Below are 23,027 nucleotides of genomic sequence, written 5' to 3' on the forward strand. Positions count from 1 at the left end.
GGCGTAGGTCATGACCGTTGAAGAATTGGCTCCACCCGTATCGGCGCCGGATCGCGCCGCCCCGGGAGCGTTGGCTCACCGCGCTGCCCTGTCGCAATTGCGGGACGCGACCGGCATCCTCGGCCTCGACGAGGGCATGTACCGGCTGCTGGCCACACCGCGGCGATCGCTGACGGTGTCGGTGCCCCTGCGGCGCGAAAACGGAAGAGTAGAGGTCTATTCCGGCTACCGTGTTCAGCACAATCTCACGCGCGGGCCCGGCAAGGGCGGGGTGCGGTTCCACCCCGACAGCGACATCGACGAAGTGACCGCGCTCGCGATGTGGATGACGTGGAAGTGTGCGCTGCTCGGGTTGCCCTACGGCGGGGCCAAGGGCGGCATCGCGATCGATCCGCGGGGGTTGACGCTGTCGGAGAAGGAACGGCTGACCCGGCGCTACACGCAGGAGATCCTCCCGTTCATCGGTCCCGACAAGGACATTCCCGCCCCGGACGTGAACACGGATGAATCCACCATGGCCTGGATGATGGACACCTACTCCGTCAACGCCGGGTATTCCGTCCACGGAGCCACGACCGGCAAACCGCTCACCGTCGGTGGGTCCAACGGCCGCGCAGGCGCCACGTCCCGCGGCGTCGTTCTCGCCGCACTCGACGCGATGCGGCACTGCCACCTCGACCCCACGGGACGCACGGTCGCGGTGCAGGGTTTCGGCAAGGTCGGTGCCGGTGCCGCGCGGTTCTTCGCCGACGAGGGCTGCCGCGTCGTCGCGGTGTCCGACATCAGCGGAGGATGCTACCGGGCCGGTGGACTCGACATCCCGGAACTCGAGGCGTGGGTCGCAGGGGGTGAGTCGCTCGCGTCGTACCCGAACGCGGACTCCATCACGAACCGGGAACTGCTGGGCCTCGACGTCGACGTTCTGGTTCCCGCCGCGATGGACGGCGTCCTGACCGCCGACAACGCCGACGACGTCCGCGCCCGCATGATCGTCGAAGGAGCGAACGGGCCGACCTCACCCGAGGCCGACACGATCCTCCAGAGCAACGGCGTCACCGTCGTCCCCGACATTCTCGCGAACGCCGGCGGCGTGGTCGTGTCGTACCTCGAATGGGTCCAGAACCTGCAGGCGTTCTCCTGGACCGGTGCCGAAGTGGACCGGAAGCTCTGCGTGTTCATGCAGAACGCCTCGCGCAGCGTGTGGGCCCTCGCCGCGGAGAAGTCCCTGACCCTGCGGCGCGCCGCTCACGTCATCGGTGTCGGGCAGGTCGCCGAAGCGCACGAGGCGCGGGGACTGTTTCCCTGACGGCGGTATCAGTTCCTCAGGGCGGTATCAGGGGGACGTCACAGCGTGGACACCTGCTCCCGAAGCGACTTCGTGGAGTCGATGGTCGTCCTCGCCGGGTGTGTCCGACCCTCCGGTCAGTTCGTCGAGGAGGATGTAACCGCCGTAGCCGAGACCGGCGACGGCGAGGACAGCGGCGTACAGCCGGTCGAGCATCAGTTTCTCCGTATCGTTTTCGGAAACCCCCGAGCCGGGCAAGTATGCCGCGGCACGGACAGTCGGGGCCCTACCCGATCGGGTAGGTTTACGGGCAGGATTCGACTGACCGTACGGTAGGAAACCCGGCGCGCGCCCTACTTGACGGCGACCACGTCGACCGGACGAATGTCGGGGTCCCTGGCCAGCAGGTCGGGGCCGACGTTGGCCAGCGCGGCGGGGATCGCTCCGCTCAGGTGCGCCTGCCTGCCGTCCTCGTTCTCGAAGGTGTCGAAGATGCCGTACGTGGTGTCGCTGACCTTGAACGCGTACCAGGTGACGGTGCCTTCCTCCGCCGCGGCCAGGGCGCGCCCCTGCTCCAGGAACGCAGCCAGTTCCTCGCCCTTGCCCGGCTTGGCCTCGAGCAGGGCCAGAATTCCTCTGTCGATCGTCACGATGTCTCCTCCTCGTTCGTTCCGACTCGCGTGCACCCACCTACGACGCTACGAGCGTCGAGCGGGTGACCACCACCCCTCTGACACAAGTTGCGACCGGACTGTTCGTCACCTGGTGGTGACTGTTTCGGTCTCAGGGCTGTCAGCATCGACGTCTCGAAGAATCGGTCGAGTCGTGCGGCGGTTCTCGCGTTCGAGGTCTGCAGGTAACGGTCGATGGCGCGCGCCAGACGCACGCGATATTCGGCCGGTTCGACGCCGAAGTCGCGCCTGATCTTGTCGGCCGGTGGATCCCCGATGGGAAGCCACATGACGGCGAGATCGAGAATCTCGTCGTCCAGAGACAAGCGTGGTGGTGTCATCGAGCGGAACTCATCAAGGCCGGCGGGGAGGGGAAGCCGCCGACAGCCTGTTCATAGGTGTGTGCAACGCGCAGAACCGTGGCGTCGTCGAACGTGTTGCCGACGATCATCAGCCCGGTCGGCAGGCCGTCGACGAGCCCCGCGGGAACCGAGCAGGCGGGGTGACCGGTGACATCGAACGGGGCGGTGTTGCCGACCATTGACAGCGCGACGTCGAGGTAGTCGCCCAATGCCACATCTGCAGGCGGGATCTTCTTCGCGGTATAGGGGACGGTGGGCATGACCAGCACGTCGTAGTCCGTGAGCGCGGCGTCGTAGGCCGCGCGCAGTTCCGGGACGAGTTGGCGCGCCATCGCGTAGTACTTTCCGCCGCCGACCTCGAAGGTGTACCGGCCCGACAGCCCCACCAACTTGACCGTCTCGGACAACTCGTGACCGCGCTCGAGGCGCTGAGCGGCGAAATGCGCGATCAGTTCCGGGTCGTAGAATCCGTCGGTGTTCATGCCGTAGGCGTTGCCGTCGAGCATCTGGTACGCGGCACCCTCGGTCGCGATCACGTTCCAGACGTGCATCGCGTCGAGGTGCCACGGAATCGACACGTGCTCCGCCGCGAGTCCGGCGCTGCGCAGCACGTCGACCGCGGCGTGGACGGCGGCATCGACCTCCGGATCGGACCCTGCGGTGCCGAAGCCCTCGGCCACGACTCCGACGCGCAGCCCGGAGGCCGTTTCGGTGAGCGCCGCCAGGTAGTCGACCGGCTCGACCTGGCGTGATTGCCGTGGATCGGCCCCGTCCGTACCGGCGAGCACACTCAACATGGTGGCCGCGTCGGCGACGGTCCGGGTCATCGGGCCGAGATGGTCGATGGTCCTCTCGATCGGAAATGCACCGGTGTAGGGGACCAGCCCGTGCGTCGGTTTGTGACCCACGATCCCGCAGAATGCGGCAGGAATGCGGATGGAGCCGCCCTGGTCTCCGCCGACGGCCAAATCGACCTCACCGCTGGCGACCAAAGCGCCGGAGCCACTGGAAGATCCACCCGAATTGCGGGTCGTATCCCACGGATTGCGCACCGGTCCCGGCTGCGAGGTGAAACTCCCGCCCGAGAAACACAGATCCTCACATACCGATTTTCCTGCGATCGTGGCGCCGGCATCGAGCAGCCTGCGGACGACCGTGGCGTCCTGCCGCGGGACGAACCCCTCCAGGGTGCGCGATCCGTTCATCATCGGAACACCCGCGACCGCGACGTTGTCCTTGACCGCCACGGTGCGGCCGGCCAGCGGACCCCCAGAGGAGCCGTCGATCGAGGTCGTGACGTACCACGCTCCGAGACGGTTGTGCTCCGGTGCCGGCGGCGCCCAGGATCGCTCGGGGGCCGGTGACGCCGCACGCCGATAGAGCTGCTCGACCGCGATCGGCGCAGTGAGGGTGGCCTCGACGGCGGGGGCGAACTCGTCGAGGTCGACGGCGGACAACCCGAATCGGAAATGCTCGTTCAACGCCGCCAATCGGGCGGAATCGGGTGCAGGCAACGAAGTCATGAAGGTGCGCTCCTCAGCTGTGCAGTGGCGCCCGCGGGCACCTGGTCGAGGGCCGGCTGTCGGTCCGGATGCGACGCAGGACCCGCCGGCATTTCCCGGTGTTCTACGAACCGTAGAAGCCGCCGAACCGCAGCGTTTGTCTCAGAGTGACAGCCCGCTTTGCGCTCAGTGCCAACTTCGCCGCCGAGGCCTGTCTCCAGCGGAAACAGTGGTCAGCTGTCATTGACAGTGACGCCGGATTGCTCTTAGCGTGACGTGCAGGCGAGGGAAAGGGGCTGCTCATGCCGTTGTCGCTCGCACCGGGTGGCGAGCACCGCCGCACGGAGGTGATCCGGACAGCTGCCCTCCGAGACTGGGTCGAGGTGATCAGCGAGACCTTCGTGGCATTGAAGATCAGCCCGGGCGAATCCGATCGCTTCGCGGGGGCGGTCCACACCCGGCGATTCGCGCATCTGCTGGCCGCCGACGTCCTGGCCACACCGCAGACCTTTCACAGGACGCCGCAGCTGACCGACCGGCATCCGCTCGACCTCATGCAGATCGGCATGGTCGTCGCCGGTGAGGGACAACTCGTCCAAGACGGACGAACCTGCACACTGCGGCCGGGCGACTTCGCCATCTACGAATCCTCCCGCCCGTTCACCTGGAACCTGCGACCGGAATGGCACCTCCAGGTATTCACGTGGCCGCGCGGTGCCGTCTCGCTGACCGAGGGTGAGTCGCAGAAACTGACGGCACGGACCGTGCGATCCAATTCGGCAGTAGGACAGCTACTGTCGCCGATGCTCGCCGGACTTCTCGCAGTCGAGAAGGAACCGTCGCCAAGCGGTGCGATGCGGCTGGCGGACGGAATTGCAGACCTGGCAATCACCGCCGCACAGGAAGAGGCTGAGCCGGACGATCCCGATGTCACCGCACGCGACCTCTACGCGAACATGCTCCGGTACATCGAGCGGAATCTCGACGACCCGGACCTGTCCCCGCAGCGCATCGCCCATGCGTTCTTCATCTCCACGAGAACCGTTCACAGAGTGTTCGCTCGATTCGGAAACACCGTGGCAGCCACGATCCGGGCACACCGACTCGAGGTCTGCCGTGACGCGATGCTGTCACCGCGCAACGCCTCCCGTTCGCTGACCGATATCGCCGCGCAGTTCGGATTCATCGATCTGTCGGTATTCAGCCGAGCGTTCGCCACCCGATACGGCGTCAGCCCGAGCAGGTACCGGGAATTGCACCGGTAACCGAAGGCTCCCGGGGGAGCGTTGCGCGATCAGACCGAAGAGAGGTACCGATGCTTGTCAGGTCCGGGTTTGCATTACCCGTGCGGACGACACGGGCCTCCGACTGGGAGGACATGCTGCGCGAGCACTTCGTCGCCCTCAGTGTCTCGGGCATCGAAGACCGCCCCCGGTTCACCGGTGCGGTGCGGTCGTCCGAACTTGCTCATCTCAAGGTGTCCACAGTCCAATCGACCGAGCAACGGATCGCCCGCAGCGGCAGCCTGGCCAGAGCCGACCGTGCCGACTACCTCCAGATCGGGCGGATCCGTCGTGGGCGTGCCGTGGTCACCCAGGATGACCGGGAGTGCGTACTCGATCACGACGACTTCGTCCTGTACGACACGTCTCGCCCTTTCGATTGGCGGATCGACGGGCATCCGGATGACGGTTCGTGGGTGCTCGAGGTCTTCACGTGGCCGAGGAGCTCACTGTCGTTCAGCGAAACGGAGATTCACGACCTCACCGCGATAGCCTTCGACGGCCGTGCCGGAGCCAGTGGGCTTGTGGGCCGGTTCCTTCACGACATCGTGACGAGCCGGATCGCATCCGATGCCGGAGCGGGGAACGCAATCGTGGACGAGGTCGGCGACCTGGTCACTGCCGTCCTGCGGGCCGTCGGCCGGCCGGTCGGCGCGCCACGTTCGAGTACCTACCGCGCAGCGATCACGATGATCGACGAGAGCCTCGGAGATCCATCGCTCTCGCCGTCCGTGATCGCCTCGGCCCTCGGCATTTCCACCCGGCACCTGCACCGGGTATTCGCCGAGCAGGACACGACGGTATCGCGCGTCATCCGAGTGCGGCGACTCGAGCAATGTCGCCGCGACTTGGCCCAGAGCACGACCCCGGATCGCTCGCTGGGCCAGATCTCTCGCCGTTGGGGTTTCGCCGACCCCTCACTGTTCAGCCGCACGTTCAAGAGCGAGTACGGGATGAGCCCGCGCCAGTACCGGGCGACGGCGGCAGCGCCGCGGACCTGACGTCGGGACGCAACTCGAGTTGTCCCTCTCGTCCAAATACCTGTCTCTCTCGGTCAGATTCGCCGTCGGTCGGGGAGGTAACTTCTGTGTTGCCGGGATTTTCAGCCGCCGACGCGGCGGCCCGCACGCGATGAACCAGAACCAGGAGCCCTCATGGAATCTGCAATCAGCGATCACCTCACCTGCCCCCGCACGTTGACCCGACGCGTCCCGGATGGCTACCAGCCACCCTTTCCGATGTGGGTGGGACGTGCCGCCGAAGAAGTGCAGCAGGTGGTGATGGGATACCTCGGTGTGCAGTTCCGCGGTGACGCGCAACGCCCGGCCGCGCTGCGCGCCATGCGCGACATGGTGGCTGGTTTCGATCTGCCCGACGGCCCGTTGCACTATGACCTGACCCATCACGTCGACAATCAGAGTCATGAGAATCTGATGGTCGTGGGCTATTGGAAAGATATTGCTGCCCATGATCGTTGGCTCCAGTTTCCGGAGGTGGCCGACTGGTGGGCATCGGACGAGAGGCTGTCGGAGGGGCTGGGGCACTTCCGTGAGATCGTGGCCCCGCGGGCCGAACAGTTCGAGACGCTGTACGCGTTCCAGGACGCCCTTCCGGGTGTCGGTGCCGTCATGGGCGGTATCAGCGGCGAGATCAATGAGCACGGCTATTGGGGCTCGATGCGCGAGCGCTTCCCGATCTCCCAGACCGACTGGATCCAGCCGTCGGGTGAATTGCGCGTACTCAGTGGTGATCCCGCCGCAGGTGGCCGCGTGGTGGTTCAGGGTCACGACAACATCGCACTGATCCGCTCCGGGCAGGACTGGGCCGAGGCCGAAACGGCGGAACGCAACTTGTATCTCGACGAGATTCTGCCCACTCTGCAGGACGGCATGGACTTTCTGCGCGACAACGGACAATCGGTGGGCTGCTACAGCAACAGGTTTGTGCGCAACATCGATCTGGACGGAAATTTTCTCGACCAGAGTTACAACATCGGCCACTGGGGTTCGCTGGACAAGCTCGAACGCTGGGCGGAATCTCATCCCACCCACCTGCGAATCTTCACCACTTTCTTCCGCGTCGCAGCCAGCTTGTCGAAACTTCGCCTTTACCATGAAGTCTCGGTATTCGACGCGCGCGACCAGCGATACGAGTACATCAATTGCCATCCGCTGACCGGCATGCTGCGTGATGCGCAGCCGCCGCAGTAGAGCTATTCGCAATTTTCAGCCCCTACAGAGAAGGTGAAGAATGTCGGTAACGATCGAACACACACCAGAGAACGCGACTCCCGCACAGGCACCGGCCGCCGACCGCGCCTGGGCGCTGTTCCGGGCGCTGGACGGCAAGGGATTGGTTCCCGAGGGATACGTCGAAGGCTGGAAGAAGACGTTCGAAGAGGACTTCAGCCCCCACCGCGGCGCAGAACTGGTCGCCCGGGCATGGACCGACGACGAGTTCCGGCAACTTCTGCTCACCGACGGTACCGAGGCCGTCGGCACGTACGGGTACCTGGGACCGCAGGGTGAATACATCGTGGCGCTCGAGGACACGCCCACACTCAAGAACGTGATCGTCTGCTCTCTGTGCTCGTGCACCGCCTGGCCGATCCTCGGCCTGCCGCCGACCTGGTACAAGAGCTTCGAGTACCGCGCCCGCGTGGTTCGTGAACCGAGAAAAGTGCTGTCCGAGATGGGCACCGACATTCCGGAGGGCGTCGAGATCCGGGTGTACGACACCACCGCCGAAACGCGCTACATCGTCCTGCCCCAGCGGCCGGCAGGCACCGAGGGGTGGAGCCGGGAGCAACTCCAGCAGATCGTCACCAAAGATTGCCTGATCGGGGTCGCGATCCCGCAGGTTCCGAGCGCCTGAGCACCCGAAGAGAAGGAACAGATCCATGGATGGAGTACACGATCTCGCCGGTGTCCAGGGGTTCGGTAAGGTCCCGCACACCGTCAACGCCGACATCGGCGGACCCTTTCACGCGGAGTGGGAGCACCTCCCCTACAGTCTGCTGTTCCTCGGCGCCGCAGACCTGGGGGCGTTCAGTGTCGACGAAGTCAGGCACGTCGTCGAACGAATGGAACCACGCCACTACATGATGACGCCGTACTACGAGCGGTACGTCATCGGCGTCGCAACCCTGATGGTGGAGAAGGGAATCCTGACCCACGACGAGCTCGAGGCGCTCGCGGGCGGCCCGTTCCCGTTGTCCCTTCCTGCGGAATCGGAAGGCCGGCCGGCGCGGACGGACGGCATCACCTTCGAGGTGGGGCAGCGCGTTCGGGTCCGCGACGAGCACGTGCCCGGGCACATCCGGATGCCGGCATACTGCCGCGGCCGGGTCGGAACGATCACCCACCGCACCACCGAGAAATGGCCGTTCCCCGACTCGATAGGCCACGGGCGCGACGACGCCGGTGCCGAATCCACCTATCACGTCCAGTTCACGGCGGAGGACCTCTTCGGCGAGGACACCGACGCAGGCAGTGTCGTGGTCGACCTCTTCGAGGGATACCTCGAAAAGGTAGCCGCCTGAACGCATCCGACACGATGAACACAGACCGGCGGTGGAAAGCCTGCCCGGAACTCCGCGCCTCCGCCGCCGGTCTGTCGTCGAGTACAACCAGATTCTCCGGAAGGAACCGACCAATGAATGACACGCGCCTCCCCGTCACCGTGCTGTCCGGATTCCTCGGTGCAGGAAAAACGACACTCCTGAACCAGATCCTGCGCAACCGTGAAGGCCGGCGCGTCGCGGTGATCGTCAACGACATGAGCGAGATCAACATCGACAGTGCCGAGGTCGAACGAGAGATCTCGCTGAGTCGATCACAGGAAAAGCTCGTCGAGATGACCAACGGCTGCATCTGCTGCACTTTGCGGGAGGATCTCCTCGACGAGATCAGAACCCTGGCCGCCGACGGACGATTCGACTACCTCCTGATCGAATCGTCCGGCATCTCCGAGCCCCTGCCCGTCGCCGAGACATTCACGTTCATCGACACCGACGGGCACGCGCTTGCCGACATCGCGCGATTGGACACCATGGTGACCGTCGTCGACGGCCACAGTTTTCTCCGGGACTACCGGTCCGGCGGTCCCGTCGGGGCCGACGCTCCCGAGGACGAACGCGACATCTCCGATCTTCTGGTCGATCAGATCGAGTTCGCCGACGTGGTCCTGATCAGCAAAGCCGACCTCGTCTCCGCCGAGCACCTCGCCGAGCTGACCGCCTTGATTCGATCGCTGAACAAGACCGCGGACATCCACGCGATATCTCACGGACACGTCCCACTCGACGCCATCATGGATACCGGCCTGTTCTCCTTCGACAGGGCAGCCCAGGCGCCCGGCTGGCTGCAGGAACTCCAGGGAGAGCACACCCCCGAGACCGAGGAATACGGAATCGGTTCGGTCGTCTACCGCGAACGCGCCCCCTTCCACCCGGGGCGGCTACACCGGTTCCTCACCGGCGACTGGACGAACGGCAGACTTCTCCGCGCCAAAGGGTACTTTTGGAACGCCGGCCGGTTCACCGAGATCGGCAGCATCTCCCAAGCCGGTCACATGATCCGACACGGGTACGTCGGACGGTGGTGGAAGTTCCTCCCCGACAGCTACTGGCCGGAAGACGACTACCGCCGCCAGGGAATTCTCGACAAATGGGAAGAACCGGTCGGTGACTGCCGACAGGAACTCGTCTTCATCGGCCAAGGCATCGACGCCGACACCCTTCGGCATCAGCTCGACATCTGTCTCCTCACCACCGCGGAAATCGACTTTGGTCCCGACACGTGGTCGGGGTGGCCCGACCCCCTCGGCGCCGGTCACTCCGATCACGTGACCAGCCAGGTAGCCCAGACGAGCACCCTCTGATCCTGTCACCAGCGGCACTGGCCAACTCTGCCCAATGTGAGTTCTGGTTTGGGCAAACTTTGCCAATGTCCGAAGGTGCTCGCCCTCATAGCGTGGGCTGCGTTGGAGTTCCGATCGCCACCGGCTGATCTCGACTACCCGCAAGCCACGTATAGAGGAGATGTCAATGCCCGAAGCAATCGAGGTCCGCAAGGTTCCCCTGCACAGCGTGTCCGACGCCGGCGAGCTGGCGAAGCTCATCGACGACGGTGTGTTCGAAGCGGACCGCGTCGTCGCAGTCATCGGCAAGACCGAGGGCAACGGCGGCGTCAACGACTACACGCGCATCATCGCGGACCGGGCCTTCCGTGAGGTCCTCTCCGCCAAGGGCAGCCGAAGCGCGGACGAGGTGGCCGGGGTGCCCATCGTCTGGTCCGGCGGTACCGACGGTGTGATCAGCCCGCACGCAACGATCTTCGCAACCGTGCCGGCGGAGAAGGCGGTGAAGACCGAAGAGCCGCGACTGACCGTCGGTGTCGCGATGAGTGAGCAACTTCTCCCCGAAGACATCGGTCGCACGGCGATGATCACCAAGGTGGCAGCAGCGGTGAAGATGGCGATGGACAACGCCGGAATCACCGACCCCGCCGACGTGCACTACGTGCAGACGAAGACGCCGTTGCTGACGATCCACACCATCCGGGACGCCAAGAGCCGCGGCGAGACGGTGTGGACCGAGCAGACGCACGAGTCGATGGACCTGTCGAACGGTGGTACGGCACTGGGGATTGCCGTCGCCCTCGGCGAGATCGAGATGCCGGGCGATGCCGACGTCATGCACAGCCGGGACCTCTACTCGTCGGTCGCATCCTGCTCCTCGGGTGTCGAGTTGGACCGGGCTCAGATCGTGGTGGTGGGCAACGCGCGCGGTGTCGGCGGCCGCTACCGGATCGGGCACAGCGTGATGAAGGATCCGCTCGATCAGGACGGCATCTGGTCGGCGATCCGGGATGCGGGACTCGAGCTGCCCGAGCGGCCCCACACGAGCGACCTGGGCGGCCGGCTCGTCAATGTCTTCCTCAAGTGCGAGGCGAGTCAAGACGGGACGGTGCGCGGCCGCCGCAACGCGATGCTCGACGACTCGGACGTGCACTGGCACCGTCAGATCAAGTCGTGCGTAGGCGGTGTCGCGTCGTCGGTCACCGGTGACCCGGCGGTGTTCGTGTCCGTGTCGGCCGCACATCAGGGCCCGGAGGGTGGCGGCCCCGTCGCCGCCATCGTCGACCTCGGCCAGTAGTTCCTGGTCGCACCGTGAACGAGGGTGCGTGGCCGCCACCGGGCCGCTGCGCACCCTCGATCGCCAGCAATCGCTTCCGAAACCGTGGAGAGGTTCACAAGTGTCACACGTCATCGATCCCGTCGACGCGGGCGATTCGCCCCGGACTGACGTCGAACCCTTCGGCGGTCCAGGAGGATACGACGATCTCGTCATGTGCGACGCGCTGACGCTCAGCGGCTTGATCAAGAGCCGCGAGGTGTCGTGCGTCGACGTCATGACTGCCTATCTCGACCACATCGAACGGCACAATGGCAGTGTCAACGCCATCGTTGCCCTGCGGGGCCGGGACGAGTTGCTGGCCGAGGCGCGCGAACGGGACCATCAGCTCGCCGACGGGCACTACCTCGGCTGGATGCACGGGTTCCCGCACGCCGTCAAGGATCTCTCGGCGGCCAAGGGGCTTCCGTTCACGTCCGGATCACCCATTTTCGCCGACCGGATCGCCGACGCGGACGATCTGTTCGTCGCGCGGATCAAGGCGGCGGGTGCCATCGTCATCGGCAAGACGAACACCCCCGAATTCGGACTCGGGTCCCAGACGTACAACCCGGTATGGGGTACGACGGCGACACCGTACGACACGTCACGCACCGCAGGTGGAAGCAGCGGCGGTGCCGCCGCGGCCCTGGCATTGCGGATGGTCCCGGTTGCCGACGGCAGCGACTACATGGGGTCGCTGCGAAATCCGCCGGCCTTCAACAATGTTGTGGGATTTCGTCCTTCCTGGGGACGCATCCCCGAGGCAGGCTTCATCGCTCAGGGCGCGGTGGTCGGCCCGATGGGTCGGTCGGTTGCCGACGTGGCGCAACTCCTGTCGACGATGGCAGGGCCCGACGCAGGCGCCCCGCTCGGCATCGGCGAGGATCCCGAGGTCTTCACGCGGAACCTCGAGCGGGACTTCCGCGGAACGCGGATCGCATGGGTGGGCGACTGGGACGGGTACCTGGCGACGGAACCCGGAGTTCTCGAGCTGTGCGAGTCCTCGTTCGACGCATTCCGGAACATCGGCTGCCACGTCGAGGCGGCGCTTCCCGATTACAAGCCCGAAGACATCTGGCAGCTCTTTCTGAGATGGCGCTGGTGGGCACAGCTCGGCTTGGTCGACCTCTACGACGCCCCGCAGACACGCGAGCAGATGAAGCCCGAATTCGTGTGGGAGATGGAACACGGAATCGCACTGTCCGCGCTCGACGTCACCAAGGCCGCGGCGGCCCGCAACGATTGGCAGGCCGCACTCACGAAGATGTTCGAAACGTATGACTACATCCTCGCGCCCAGTGCTCAGGTGTTCCCCTTCGACAAGTCCACACACTGGCCCACCGAGATCGCCGGCCGGCCCATGGACACCTACCACCGGTGGATGGAGACCGTCGCACCGTGGACGATGACGAGCCTCCCGGTTGCCGCGATGCCGGTCGGTTTCGATGGCCGCGGGCTCTCGATGGGAATTCAGATAATCGGCCGACACGGCGCTGACCGAGCCGTCCTCCAACTCGCCCACGCGTACGAGCAGAAGACGAAGTGGACGCAGCGCGTGCTTCCGCCGGCACTCCTCTCGAACTGAGCTGCACCCGTGGACGCAGTCGATCTGCCGTCACCTGCCGGATACGCGTTGACGATTCGGGAGGTGCTGACCCTCCCCAGCTTGGCCGGCTCCACGCTCATCGCGGGGGCGGGCGGACTGGAGCAGACCGTTCAGCGGGTCAACGTCATCGAGGTGCCGGACATCCTGCCGTGGGTTAAACCCAACGAACTGTTGATCACCACGGGGTTCCCTCTGCGACATGCAGATTCGGGCGAGCCGTTCGACCCCCTCGCGCTGGTCGAACTCGTCGAGGGCCTCGCCCGGTGCGGCGCAGCCGCACTCGGTGTCAAGGAGGGCCGGTACCTCGGCGATCTCCCTGCCGCGATGCTCGAGGCATCGGACCGTCTCGAAATCCCGCTGTTTCTCATCCCACACGACATCGGTTTCGACGAGGTGATGTCCGAGGTGTTCACACACCTCGTCGATCGGCAGGCGTTCGCCCTCGACGTTGCCGATCGCATGCACCGTGCCTTGACGAAGATCGTCCTCGAAGGTGGCGACCTGCCGCAGATTGCGGACGAGGTCGCCGCGCTGTTCGACGCTGCGGTGCTGATCTGCACACCGGACGGGCGGGTCAACGCGTCAGCGGGTACGACGGCCAATCTGCAGGTGTTGGAGGGGCTGCCGCTGTTCGACCCGTCCGGCCGGCTTCGCACCGAGCGTCTGCGCCACGGCCTGCAGCCGGCGCCGGGCACGGAAGCCGGCCAGATCGGCGTCGCACCGGTTCACGCGGGCGGGACCGAACACGGCGTCATCGTCGCCTTCGTGGGCGACGGCGGATTGGGCTCCGTCGCCGTGCAAGCGCTGGAGCGAGCCGCAACCGTTGTCGCGCTGGCGGTGACCAAGCAACTCGCCGTGTCGGCGGTCGAATCAAGGTTTCACGGCGACTTTCTGCGCGACGTACTCAACGGGAATGCCGGTACGGTTGCACAGATTACGGAGCACTGCGCGCAGCTCGAATGGGACGTGAACCGCGCCATGGTGGTCGTTGTCGCGGAGCTCGACCCGGACCCCGCTCGCTCGACCGCCGGCCCTGCGATACGGCCGCCGGGTGCCGGACGGATGCCGCAACAGAGACTCACTGCTGCCTGGAAACAGGTGGTCCGGCGCAGGGACCGGTACGCACCGGTGGTCGGGTTCAGCCACGAGGTGGTGGTGTTGATGCCGGTCGGTGACGACGACGCGAGAATTGTCGTGGACGATCTGATTGCGGCCGTCACCGGTGACCGTGGAGGCGGCAGGCATTCCTTCTGCACCGGCGTGAGCCGGGTCATCGGTTCGGCTGCCGAGCTTCCGCAGGCGTACGACCAGGCACGTAAGGCCGTGACGGTGGGGCGGCGCATGCGCGGGAACGGTTCTGTCGCACACTTCGACAGCCTGGGCGTCCACAGACTGCTCTCCCTGGTCGACGACAGCGCCGAGCTCCGATCGTTCGCCACCGAGATCCTCGGGTCGCTGGCGGGCGACGCAGACGAGGCGATCGATCTCCGCCAGACGATGCAGGCACTCCTGGACACCAACTGCAACGTCGCCGAGACTGCACGCGTCCTGCATTTCCACTACAACACGCTGCGATACCGAATCGGCAAGTTGGAGAGCATCGTCGGCCCGTTCACGACGGATCCCATTCTGCGCCTGGACGTCGCGCTCGCATTGAGGGTAGTGGAGATGGAGGGCTTGTGACCGATCACCACGATATCCGGGCCCGGCGGCGAGAGCATCGGCGATATTTGCTCAACCGGTGGGAAATCTTGGTAAATGGCTACTATCCCCGCACCCGCGCATCGGTGGAAAGCTGAGCGCAGCGTGCAGAAACAGCGCCAATGCAAAAGTCCCGCGGATGAACTCGTCCTCTCCGTCCACCGCTCTGTGATAGGACAGCAATGAACGCTCTGCTCTACCCAGGCATTGTGCTTCTCATTGTCTCCAACGTGCTGATCCCCCCGTCCCTTCTGCGTGTCCACACCGGAACCAGTCAGCTTCTGAGCTGGAATGTCACCCTGTCAGTGACAGGTGCGGCGACGATGCTGGTGAGCGCGTTGACTTCCACGGATGCATCGATGGGGCAGCGTTGGGCCACAGCGCTTGCCGGACTTCTGTGCGGCGGCGTCCTGGCTGTGACAATCGCCGTGTTGCTCAGGCCTCGATCCACCTGATCGGGCCGCGGCCCGCTATTCGGCGCGCTCCGCGACGAGTGCGGCGAGGCCGTCGAAGATCCGGGCCAGGCCGAATTCGAGCGCGTCGTCCTGCCCGGACGAGGAGCGGGCGGAGGCGAAGGCGGCCGCCGCCTCGGGATAGCGTTCGGAGTTGTCGGTGAGGATTCCCGTCATGAGCGCGTTCAGGGCCTTCTCGGGTGTGTCGGTTTCGGCGCCGGGGGCCGTCGACTGCTGAGCGAGGCTGCGGACGTGGCCGGTGATCAGGACGACCGAATCCAGTCGTTCTCCGCCGGTGAGCCCGGTGCCGCTCAGTGCCGAGAGGCCGGTTTCGAGCCAGCCCAGTTCGTTCGGTCCCATCACGCGGGGGCCGACGGCGACGTCCACGACCCACGGATGCCGTCGCAGACCCGCCCACATGCGCAGTGCCCACTCGTGGAGCGCTGCGCGCCAGCCGCCGTCGATCTCGGACAGGTCGGGTGCGGGTCCGAGAGCGGCATCGAGCATGAGGGCGGTCAGCTCGGCCTTCCCCGGGGTGTAGCGGTAGAGGGACATCTTGGTGAACCCGAGGTCCTCCGCGAGGCGCTGCATCGACAGCGTGGCGAGGCCCTCCGCATCGGCCATCGAGATGGCGGTGGCGACGATCCGCTCGAGGCTCAGCGCCGGCTTGGGGCCGCGCTTCGGTCTGTCCGGTGATCCCCAGAGCAGCTCGGCGGTACGGGGCTGGGTGACCATCTTGCGCTCCTCCGGCCGACTCTTGATCCGGAATAGTGTCTACCATACACTGAATTGTGTCCGTGAGACACAATTCATTCTCGGAGGGCTCCCATGCCGAACGAAACCGTCCTGATCTCAGGTGCCGGCATCGCCGGGCCCGCCCTGGCGTTCTGGCTCGCTCGCAGCGGCTACGCCGTCACCGTCGTCGAGAAGGCGCCGGCCCTTCGGGTCGGCGGCCAGGCTGTCGACTTCAAAGGGGAGGTGCACCGGCAGGTGCTGGAGAGGATGGGGATTCTCGACGAGGTGCGCCGCAGGCAGACCGGAAAGACGGACCTCCGGATCGTGGACGAGCGCGACAAGCACCTGGCGACGATGCCCGGTGAGTTCATCGGCGGGGACGTCGAGATCCTGCGGGGCGACCTGACCGAGATCCTCTACGAACGGACCGCGGATTCGTGCGAGTACCTCTTCGGTGATTCCGTCACCGCGGTCACCGACACGGAGTCCAGTGTCGAGGTCATGTTCGAGAAATCGCACGCACGCCGTTTCGACCTGGTGTTCGGCGCCGACGGCATCCACTCGGCCGTGCGCAAACACCGGTTCGGGCCGGAGGAGGACTTCGTCCGATTCCTCGGGTACTACTACGCCGTCGTCGGCACCACGGCCGCGGTGACTGCGGCGTCGCCCGACCGGGAACGCGCGACGGGATGGATGTACAACGAACCTGGAAGGATGGCCGTCGTCGGTGGACCGAGGGCTCCCGAATTGTTCGTCTTCGCCTCCGACCCGATCGACTACGACCGTGGCGACATCACCGAGCAGAAGCGACTGCTGGCCGCCGCGTACGCAGGTGCAGGCTGGCGCGTGCCCGGGTTGCTCGCGCACCTGGACGACGCGCCCGACTTCTATCTCGACTCGATCGCGAGGGTCGAGACCGATACCTACACCGCCGGACGCGTCGCCCTACTCGGCGATGCCGCGTACGGAAACACGCTGGGCGGCTTCGGAACCGGTCTCGCCCTCGTCGGTGCGTATGTGCTCGCGGGCGAACTCGCCGCCACCGGTGGCGACCACCGCGTGGCGTTCGGACGCTACAACGAGCAGATGCACCGGTATGCGAAGGTCGCCCGCAAGGCCGGCGCCGGACCGTTTCTCGCGCCGAAGTCGCCGACTCGCATCAGGCTGCGGAATTGGACGTTCGAGTCCAAGGCCCTGTTCGGCCTGATGATGAAGCTGACCGACTCCTTCGCCACCGACATCGACCTGCAGGACTACCCGGCGCTGCGATCAGCTGGGCGTCCCGGCAATGTTGACCATCCATGAGATACCGAATTGGTCGGTACAGGCACCGAATTCGTCTCCCCACATCTGCTTTTCGAGGGGCACCGACACGGAGCCGGCGTCCGAGAGCTTGGCCCAGTAACCGCGGAGCAGGTCGCCGTCGTCACCGCTCAGGCTCACTGCGATGTTGGTGCCCGGGTTGTGTTCCATGCCGGGCGGCGTGTCTGCCCCCATGAGGGTGAACCCGTTGTCGGATTCGAGCATGGCGTGCATGATCTTGTCGGCTCCCTCGGCGTCCGGGGCGCCGAACTCACCGAATGTGCTCACCGCCAGGGTGCCACCGAAGACGTCCTTGTAGAACTCCATCGCCTGCCGAGCGTTGCCGTTGAAGCTGATGTAGGGGTTGAGACGAGAGGTCATGAGGCATGCTCCTTCTAGGTGCCGGAACCGACAGCAACGACGGTACAACGACCGACCGACACGATGTGGGGAACGCAAAGCTCGGTACTGCACCAGGTGTTTCAGGGCACCGCGACGGTCGCGAACGCCGCCCAGAGCACCGGTGAATGCTCGATCGTCCGTTCCTCCCGCCAGGTCGCGACCCGGTCGCGCTGCCACGCGCAGAGCGCGCCGACCGCGTCGGGCAGTTCGTGTGCCGCGTCGATCGAACAGATGGCGTCCTGCAGCGGGCGCGCGTGCGGTGTGGCGCCGGCGATGCGCTGGAACGCGAGGTCGGTGGGAAGTGCCCAGCGGCTGGCGGTGACGAGTTCCGCCCCGCCGGCGATCATCGCGGAGACCAGTCCGAGGGCCTCGCTGAACCGCAGGTCGCCGCCGCTCTCGCAGGCGATGAGCGCAACCCGGCTCGGGATCGGCCACAGGTCGGCGCCGCGGATCGGTTCGTCGGTGAGTGTGTGCGTTCCCAGCAGGAGGTCTTTCGCGGACAACGGCCGGTGCGCGCGCGTCGGCTGGGCGAACCCGATGGCGTCGGCGGAGCAGGCGAGGTGCAGTTCGGCGTGCTCGCTCTGACCGGATTCGGGTGCCGCCGCGGTGACGTGCCCGACGTACACCAGCCGGCCCGCGCCCTCGCACAACGCCGCACCGAGCCATGCCCGGTCGACGTCTTCGCGGCGGAACACGTCCAGTGGTCGGTCCACGGCCGGGAGCAGCCGGTCCTCGCCGGCGTACGTCGCGACCCGCTGCGACAGCGGGCTGTCCGCGGCCATCCGCCCCAGGACGGAACCGAGAACCGAATCGGCGCGGAACCCCGGAACCCGGGGGTCGAGGACCGCGACGAGGGGGAGCCGGTGGCCGTCCGCCCAGGTTCGGACCGGGCGACCGGGTGAGTGCACGATGCTGAGCGGGGCCAGCAGGCTGACGTCTGCGATGTCGACGAGACGCAGCCCGGCGTCGGGGGCGATCAGTTCCCACGGCACCTGCGCGACCCGGGGTGACGGCTGGATCCGGAGATGGGGGCGCACGCCGCGCGTGAACAGCTCGTGCAACTGCCGGGCGAGGCCGAACGGGAGAAACGTGCGCGAGAGGAGTTGAGCCAGATCGTGTTCGGACTCGTAGCCGGAGAACGCGCCCGTGGTCAGCGAACGGTGCAGCCCCTGCGGGTCCGTGAGGTCGGGCAGGGCCAGGGCCAGCGCGGCGACGGCCTCGTCCACCTGCGCGGCGGGGGCGACGCCGACACCGCCGGGGTGGGAGTCGTGGGTCCACCGCCACGACGTGTACAGGTCGCCGGCGTCGGCCATCCGCACGATCGCGGTGGGCTGCTCGTGCGAGGTCGGCGGGTGGGACAGGTGAGTCGGCACCGCCCCAGCATTCCCTACCCACCCGGGCGGTGGCGTGCGTGCCACGCACCCGGGTGGATCAGGGGTCTAGCCGAGGGTGACCGAACTAGCCGACGGTTGCGGCCGCGGAATCCTCGGCAGGCACACCCGTTCGGATGAGCCGATCGAATGCGCTCAGCGCTGCCGTCGCGCCGGCACCGGCGGCGATCACGATCTGCTTGTACGGCACGGTGGTGCAGTCGCCGGCAGCGAACACGCCGGGGACCGACGTCTGGCCGCGGTCGTCGATCGCGATCTCGCCGCGATCGGACAACTCGATGCTTCCGGCCAGCCACTCGGTGTTGGGCAGGAGACCGATCTGGACGAATACCCCCTCGACGTCGAGCGTGTGAGCGGTATCGGTCGTGCGGTCCTGGTACGCCAGACCGGTGACCTTGTTGCCGTCCCCGACGACCTCCGTCGTGAGCGTGCTCAGGAGGATGTCCGCGTTGGGGAGGCTACGCAGTTTGCGCTGCAGCACCTCGTCGGCGCGGAGCACGGAGTCGAACTCGATGAGCGTGACGTGCTCGACGAGTCCGGCGAGATCGATCGCGGCCTCCACCCCGGAGTTGCCGCCACCGATCACGGCGACGCGCTTGCCCTTGAACAGCGGTCCGTCGCAGTGCGGGCAGTAGGTGACGCCCTTGTTCCGGTACTGGTCCTCGCCGGGCACGTTCATCGAGCGCCACCGCGCACCCGTCGACAGGATGACGGTCCGCGCGAGAAGGGAAGCACCGCTTTCCAGTTCGATCTCGACGAGACCGTTCTCGGTGGCGGCGGGCACGAGCTTCGCGGCCTTCTGGGTGTTCATGATGTCGACGCCGTACTGGCGGACGTGATTCTCGAGCGCAGACCCGAACTGGGGGCCCTCCGTGTAGGGAACGGAGATGAAGTTCTCGATCGCCATGGTGTCGAGCACCTGGCCGCCGAAGCGCTCGGCGGCGATACCGGTGCGAATTCCCTTGCGCGCGGCGTACACCGCGGCCGCGGCTCCGGACGGGCCACCGCCGACGACGAGCACGTCGAACGGGTCCTTCTGCGCGATCGCGGTGGCGGCGCGGTCGGCGGCACCGACGTCGAGCTTGCCGATGATCTCCTCGAGGCTCATCCGGCCGGAGCCGAAGAGTTCGCCGTTGACGAAGACCGTCGGCACGGCCATGATCTGGCGGCCGTCGACCTCGTCCTGGAACAGGGCGCCGTCGATCGCGACGTGGCTGATGCGCGGATTGAGCACGGACATCAGGTTCAGGGCCTGCACCACGTCCGGGCAGTTCTGGCAGGACAGCGAGAAGTAGGTCTCGAAGTGGAAGTCGCCGTCGAGGTTGCGGACCTGCTCGAGCAGTTCGGGGGACTCCTTCGACGGGTAACCGCCGACCTGGAGCAAAGCGAGTGCGAGCGAGGTGAATTCGTGGCCGAGCGGGATCCCGGCGAAGCGGACCTCGATGTCGGTGCCACTGCGGCGGACGGCGAAGGACGGGCGTCGCGCGTCGTCGTCGCGGCGTTCGTAGGTGACCTTGTCCGACATCGCCGCGATCTCGGTGAGCAGTTCGGCGAGTTCGGTGGACTTGGGGCCGTCATCGAGTGAGGAGACGAGCTCGATCGGCAGGGTCAGCCGTTCGAGCAGGGACTTCAATTGGCCGGCGAGCGAGGCTTCGAGCATGCGGATCTACTCCATCGGTCGGGGAGGAAAGGGATCGGAAACCGGAAACCAGCTCTGGGCGGTCCGGAAAGTGTTGGTGCGACACCGATTGCCCCCCACGGGAGCGGAGCACCGGGAACCGCGCGCACGGGCTCAGAAGGTTCTGAGCCCGTGCCTACGGTCGACTGGGCTACGTCAGATCTTGCCGACGAGGTCGAGCGACGGAGCGAGGGTCTCTTCGCCCTCTTCCCACTTGGCGGGGCAGACCTCACCCGGGTGCGACCGGACGTACTGAGCGGCCTTGACCTTGCGGACCAGCTCGGCGGCGTTGCGGCCGATGCCTTCTGCGGTGACCTCGGTGAACTGGATGACGCCGTCGGGGTCGACGAGGAAGGTGCCGCGATCGGCCAGTCCCTCGTTCTCGCGCAGCACCTCGAAGTTCTTGCTGATCTCCTGCGTCGGGTCACCGATCATGGCGTACTTGATCTTGCCGATGGTGTCGGACGATCCGTGCCACGCCTTGTGCGTGAAGTGGGTGTCGGTGGACACCGAGAAGACCTCGACGCCGAGACGCTGCAGCTCCTCGTGGTGATCGGCGAGGTCGCCGAGCTCGGTCGGGCAGACGAAGGTGAAGTCGGCCGGGTAGAAGTAGAAGACAGCCCACTTGTCCTTGATGTCGTCCGCGGACACGGTGATGAACGCGCCGTCCTTGAAAGCGGACGCCGCGAAGGGCTTGATCTGGGTGTTGATCAGGGCCATTGGAACCTCTATTCGTAAGACTGGAAGCCGACAGCGACGAGGCTATCCAGCAGATTGGAATAGGTCCAATCTATGAGACCTATTCCATAGATTGGATGGGGCTATCAATGGCGGTCGAATCGGACACTTCGCAGGTCAGCGTGGACATTCACCCACACGTCCCGGGGCGGTCACCGGACGTGCGGTGTGACCACCGTGACACCCTCCGGCCCTGAATCACCTCGCAGGGAAGGGAAAGTGGGATCACCAGGCCGGCACCACGCGGTGGTCGCGGACCTCGCGCCCATAGCGTTCCTCGGCGGCCGCGATCGAGGAGCCCAGCACGATCCGTCCGTCCGACGTCACGGCGAGCCGCGGGGGGAGGGGCACCGGCAGGCCGGCGCCGGCTGCGACTCCGGCCAGTGCGGCACCGAGCAGGAAGGGGCCGTCGGTGTCGGCGGCGCCGACCGGCGGAGGGTCGGGCAACTGCAGGGGCAGTCGCGCCGCGGTGCCGTGCCCGGCCCGGCCGATGTCCACCGTCGTCCCCGCGCACTGCGCCTCGACGAGGTCGGCGACCAACCGGGCGTCGCCGGAGGCGTAGGCGAGGCGGAACGCCAATTGCATCGCCGGATCGGCGATCTCGCGGTTCCACTGCTCGCGCTGTCGGCCGTTCGGAAGTGTGTATCGCACGGCGTCGATGGCGATCGCCGCGGGCACGGCGAGCGCGGTGGCCTGTGCCTGCGCCGCATCGTCCGGTGTGCCGGCGGCGGTCGGCGCGGATTCGAGGAGGGTCGCGTGCCAGAAGTCGACCTGCGCGCAGTGCAGTCCGAGCCCCAGCCCGCGGTACGTGGCGAACGCGGCGGCGAGCAGTCTCTCGCCCTCACCCGGTCGGCCCTCGGCGAAGGCGACGGTGGCGAGGCGCGTCTCGACGTCCGCGACGTCGAGCACCGCTCCGGACCCCCGGAAGTAGTCGAGGCTGCGGCGGTAGAGCGCCGTCGCGCGTGCGGTGTCGCCGCGGCCCTCGGCGAGAAAGGCCAGCACCTTCGATCCGATTCCCGCCCGGTGGCCGATCCCGGCCCGTTCGAAATACGTCTGGCTCGATTGCAGCAGCGGTTCCGCATCGTCGAGGCGACCCGCGCGGACACGCATGATGCCCAGGTTCTGCTGCGTCTCGGCGACCGCGTTGACGTCGCACGCCGTCTCGAATGTGGCGAGCGCCTGCCCGGCGAAGTCGTCGGAAAGGTCGAAACGCCCGGTCTCGAAATGGATGGCAGCGAGGTTCATCAACGGATGGCCCGCGAGCCCCGGGGCGAAACGGACTGCCGCGTCGAGGGACTCGGTGGCCACGTCGGCCGCGTGCGCCCACTGCTGCCGATGCATCGCGACCGCGGTGAGCGACAACAGACACGCGACCCGCAGATCACCCTGGTCTTCGCCGCCGGCCGCGAGCAGTTCCCGCGCCTGCTCGAGCGCGCCCTGCGCGCCGTCGAGATCACCGACGTGCTGCAGTGCCTGCGACAGGTTGACCAGCGCCGCCGGACGCATCCGGATCGCGTCGGCGGGCATCACCGCGAGGGCCTCCCGGTACAGGTCGACGGCCTTCGCGTGCTCGCCCAGTTCGTCGGACATGCTGGCCGCATTGATGATCGCGCTCGTCCGGAGATCGCCGGTGGCCCCGGCGGCGACCTGCTCGAACGTCCGGAGCGCCTCGGCGACGTCTCCCTGTGAGTAGGCCGCGGCTCCCGCGACAAGAAGGTCGCGGCCCGTCTGGTCGTCCACG

General features: G+C 66.5%; 21 protein-coding genes. 12 read left to right on the top strand and 9 right to left on the bottom strand.

Annotation, left to right across the window (positions count from 1 at the left end; translation table 11 throughout):
• Window positions 1–10 precede the first annotated feature (10 nt).
• A complete protein-coding gene (locus CJ179_RS12570) occupies window positions 11–1,306 on the top strand; it encodes a Glu/Leu/Phe/Val dehydrogenase (protein ID WP_095861738.1) in 1,296 nt (431 codons plus the stop codon).
• Between the two features lie 27 nt (window positions 1,307–1,333).
• Here CJ179_RS12570 and CJ179_RS51350 read toward each other — a convergent pair whose 3' ends face one another.
• The 3 genes from CJ179_RS51350 to CJ179_RS12585 all read right to left on the bottom strand — a co-directional run bounded on the left by CJ179_RS51350 (window position 1,334) and on the right by CJ179_RS12585 (window position 3,841).
• Entirely contained in the window at window positions 1,334–1,501 is a 168-nt protein-coding gene (locus CJ179_RS51350; protein WP_179377576.1) for a hypothetical protein, read from the bottom strand.
• A gap of 137 nt (window positions 1,502–1,638) precedes the next feature.
• Window positions 1,639–1,935, bottom strand: coding sequence for a putative quinol monooxygenase (locus CJ179_RS12575; RefSeq protein WP_095861739.1), 297 nt, complete (start codon window positions 1,933–1,935; stop codon window positions 1,639–1,641).
• Window positions 1,936–2,293: 358 nt separating this feature from the next.
• Window positions 2,294–3,841: an amidase gene (locus tag CJ179_RS12585; RefSeq protein WP_095861741.1), complete on the bottom strand. Its 1,548-nt coding sequence runs from the start codon at window positions 3,839–3,841 to the stop codon at window positions 2,294–2,296.
• A 281-nt stretch (window positions 3,842–4,122) separates the two neighbouring features.
• Here CJ179_RS12585 and CJ179_RS12590 point away from each other — a divergent pair, with 281 nt between their 5' ends.
• From CJ179_RS12590 to CJ179_RS12635, 10 genes are all read left to right on the top strand, one after another.
• The gene (locus CJ179_RS12590; protein ID WP_072944362.1) at window positions 4,123–5,085 is read left to right on the top strand and encodes a helix-turn-helix domain-containing protein; all 963 of its coding nucleotides are present in this window, start codon (window positions 4,123–4,125) and stop codon (window positions 5,083–5,085) included.
• A 113-nt stretch (window positions 5,086–5,198) separates the two neighbouring features.
• Window positions 5,199–6,104, top strand: a complete 906-nt coding sequence (locus tag CJ179_RS12595) for a helix-turn-helix domain-containing protein (RefSeq protein WP_373560139.1) — start codon at window positions 5,199–5,201, stop codon at window positions 6,102–6,104.
• 153 nt (window positions 6,105–6,257) lie between these two features.
• A complete protein-coding gene (locus tag CJ179_RS12600) occupies window positions 6,258–7,313 on the top strand; it encodes a phenylacetaldoxime dehydratase family protein (protein ID WP_095861743.1) in 1,056 nt (351 codons plus the stop codon).
• A 40-nt stretch (window positions 7,314–7,353) separates the two neighbouring features.
• The gene (gene nthA, locus CJ179_RS12605) at window positions 7,354–7,977 is read left to right on the top strand and encodes a nitrile hydratase subunit alpha (protein WP_072944368.1); all 624 of its coding nucleotides are present in this window, start codon (window positions 7,354–7,356) and stop codon (window positions 7,975–7,977) included.
• Window positions 7,978–8,002: 25 nt separating this feature from the next.
• A complete protein-coding gene (gene nthB, locus CJ179_RS12610) occupies window positions 8,003–8,644 on the top strand; it encodes a nitrile hydratase subunit beta (RefSeq protein WP_095861744.1) in 642 nt (213 codons plus the stop codon).
• Window positions 8,645–8,757: 113 nt separating this feature from the next.
• On the top strand, window positions 8,758–9,984 hold the full coding sequence (locus CJ179_RS12615) for a GTP-binding protein (protein WP_095861745.1): 1,227 nt from the start codon (window positions 8,758–8,760) through the stop codon (window positions 9,982–9,984).
• A gap of 166 nt (window positions 9,985–10,150) precedes the next feature.
• Window positions 10,151–11,260 (top strand): ring-opening amidohydrolase, encoded by a 1,110-nt coding sequence (locus CJ179_RS12620; protein WP_095861746.1) that lies wholly within the window; start codon window positions 10,151–10,153, stop codon window positions 11,258–11,260.
• Between the two features lie 100 nt (window positions 11,261–11,360).
• Complete coding sequence (locus CJ179_RS12625; RefSeq protein ID WP_072944376.1) at window positions 11,361–12,866, top strand: amidase; 1,506 nt, start codon at window positions 11,361–11,363, stop codon at window positions 12,864–12,866.
• A gap of 9 nt (window positions 12,867–12,875) precedes the next feature.
• The gene (locus CJ179_RS12630; RefSeq protein WP_095861747.1) at window positions 12,876–14,570 is read left to right on the top strand and encodes a PucR family transcriptional regulator; all 1,695 of its coding nucleotides are present in this window, start codon (window positions 12,876–12,878) and stop codon (window positions 14,568–14,570) included.
• A 200-nt stretch (window positions 14,571–14,770) separates the two neighbouring features.
• Window positions 14,771–15,043 (top strand): hypothetical protein, encoded by a 273-nt coding sequence (locus CJ179_RS12635; protein WP_095861748.1) that lies wholly within the window; start codon window positions 14,771–14,773, stop codon window positions 15,041–15,043.
• 15 nt (window positions 15,044–15,058) lie between these two features.
• Here the strand turns inward: CJ179_RS12635 and CJ179_RS12640 are convergent, their stop codons facing one another.
• Window positions 15,059–15,775, bottom strand: coding sequence for a TetR/AcrR family transcriptional regulator (locus tag CJ179_RS12640; protein WP_095861749.1), 717 nt, complete (start codon window positions 15,773–15,775; stop codon window positions 15,059–15,061).
• Between the two features lie 93 nt (window positions 15,776–15,868).
• On the opposite strand from CJ179_RS12640, the gene CJ179_RS12645 reads away from it, so the two are divergent.
• Window positions 15,869–17,080: an FAD-dependent monooxygenase gene (locus CJ179_RS12645; protein WP_095861750.1), complete on the top strand. Its 1,212-nt coding sequence runs from the start codon at window positions 15,869–15,871 to the stop codon at window positions 17,078–17,080.
• Here the strand turns inward: CJ179_RS12645 and CJ179_RS12650 are convergent.
• The 5 genes from CJ179_RS12650 to CJ179_RS12670 form a co-directional block, all read right to left on the bottom strand.
• Entirely contained in the window at window positions 17,045–17,458 is a 414-nt protein-coding gene (locus CJ179_RS12650; RefSeq protein ID WP_072944383.1) for a VOC family protein, read from the bottom strand. The two genes, CJ179_RS12645 and CJ179_RS12650, sit on opposite strands and share 36 nt — an antisense overlap.
• Window positions 17,459–17,559: 101 nt before the next feature.
• Window positions 17,560–18,852: a hypothetical protein gene (locus CJ179_RS12655; protein ID WP_373560140.1), complete on the bottom strand. Its 1,293-nt coding sequence runs from the start codon at window positions 18,850–18,852 to the stop codon at window positions 17,560–17,562.
• A gap of 85 nt (window positions 18,853–18,937) precedes the next feature.
• On the bottom strand, window positions 18,938–20,530 hold the full coding sequence (gene ahpF, locus CJ179_RS12660) for an alkyl hydroperoxide reductase subunit F (RefSeq protein ID WP_072944386.1): 1,593 nt from the start codon (window positions 20,528–20,530) through the stop codon (window positions 18,938–18,940).
• A 174-nt stretch (window positions 20,531–20,704) separates the two neighbouring features.
• Window positions 20,705–21,268, bottom strand: coding sequence for an alkyl hydroperoxide reductase subunit C (gene ahpC / locus CJ179_RS12665; RefSeq protein ID WP_072944388.1), 564 nt, complete (start codon window positions 21,266–21,268; stop codon window positions 20,705–20,707).
• Window positions 21,269–21,511: 243 nt separating this feature from the next.
• Window positions 21,512–23,026, bottom strand: coding sequence for a tetratricopeptide repeat protein (locus CJ179_RS12670; RefSeq protein ID WP_095861751.1), 1,515 nt, complete (start codon window positions 23,024–23,026; stop codon window positions 21,512–21,514).
• Window position 23,027: the final 1 nt, after the last annotated feature.

Source organism: Rhodococcus sp. ACS1 (assembly GCF_002300155.1).
GTDB lineage: Bacteria > Actinomycetota > Actinomycetes > Mycobacteriales > Mycobacteriaceae > Rhodococcus_F > Rhodococcus_F koreensis.

What these genes read in the sequence shown, in the direction of transcription:
- CJ179_RS12600 (WP_095861743.1), top strand. Translation starts at nt 6,258, where the DNA reads ATGGAATCTGCAATCAGCGATCACCTCACCTGCCCCCGCACGTTGACC.
- CJ179_RS51350 (WP_179377576.1), bottom strand. Translation starts at nt 1,501, where the DNA reads ATGCTCGACCGGCTGTACGCCGCTGTCCTCGCCGTCGCCGGTCTCGGC.
- CJ179_RS12640 (WP_095861749.1), bottom strand. Translation starts at nt 15,775, where the DNA reads ATGGTCACCCAGCCCCGTACCGCCGAGCTGCTCTGGGGATCACCGGAC.
- CJ179_RS12590 (WP_072944362.1), top strand. Translation starts at nt 4,123, where the DNA reads ATGCCGTTGTCGCTCGCACCGGGTGGCGAGCACCGCCGCACGGAGGTG.
- CJ179_RS12585 (WP_095861741.1), bottom strand. Translation starts at nt 3,841, where the DNA reads ATGACTTCGTTGCCTGCACCCGATTCCGCCCGATTGGCGGCGTTGAAC.
- CJ179_RS12595 (WP_373560139.1), top strand. Translation starts at nt 5,199, where the DNA reads ATGCTGCGCGAGCACTTCGTCGCCCTCAGTGTCTCGGGCATCGAAGAC.
- CJ179_RS12650 (WP_072944383.1), bottom strand. Translation starts at nt 17,458, where the DNA reads ATGACCTCTCGTCTCAACCCCTACATCAGCTTCAACGGCAACGCTCGG.
- CJ179_RS12620 (WP_095861746.1), top strand. Translation starts at nt 10,151, where the DNA reads ATGCCCGAAGCAATCGAGGTCCGCAAGGTTCCCCTGCACAGCGTGTCC.
- ahpC (WP_072944388.1), bottom strand. Translation starts at nt 21,268, where the DNA reads ATGGCCCTGATCAACACCCAGATCAAGCCCTTCGCGGCGTCCGCTTTC.
- ahpF (WP_072944386.1), bottom strand. Translation starts at nt 20,530, where the DNA reads ATGCTCGAAGCCTCGCTCGCCGGCCAATTGAAGTCCCTGCTCGAACGG.
- CJ179_RS12635 (WP_095861748.1), top strand. Translation starts at nt 14,771, where the DNA reads ATGAACGCTCTGCTCTACCCAGGCATTGTGCTTCTCATTGTCTCCAAC.
- CJ179_RS12645 (WP_095861750.1), top strand. Translation starts at nt 15,869, where the DNA reads ATGCCGAACGAAACCGTCCTGATCTCAGGTGCCGGCATCGCCGGGCCC.
- CJ179_RS12615 (WP_095861745.1), top strand. Translation starts at nt 8,758, where the DNA reads ATGAATGACACGCGCCTCCCCGTCACCGTGCTGTCCGGATTCCTCGGT.
- nthB (WP_095861744.1), top strand. Translation starts at nt 8,003, where the DNA reads ATGGATGGAGTACACGATCTCGCCGGTGTCCAGGGGTTCGGTAAGGTC.
- CJ179_RS12570 (WP_095861738.1), top strand. Translation starts at nt 11, where the DNA reads ATGACCGTTGAAGAATTGGCTCCACCCGTATCGGCGCCGGATCGCGCC.
- nthA (WP_072944368.1), top strand. Translation starts at nt 7,354, where the DNA reads ATGTCGGTAACGATCGAACACACACCAGAGAACGCGACTCCCGCACAG.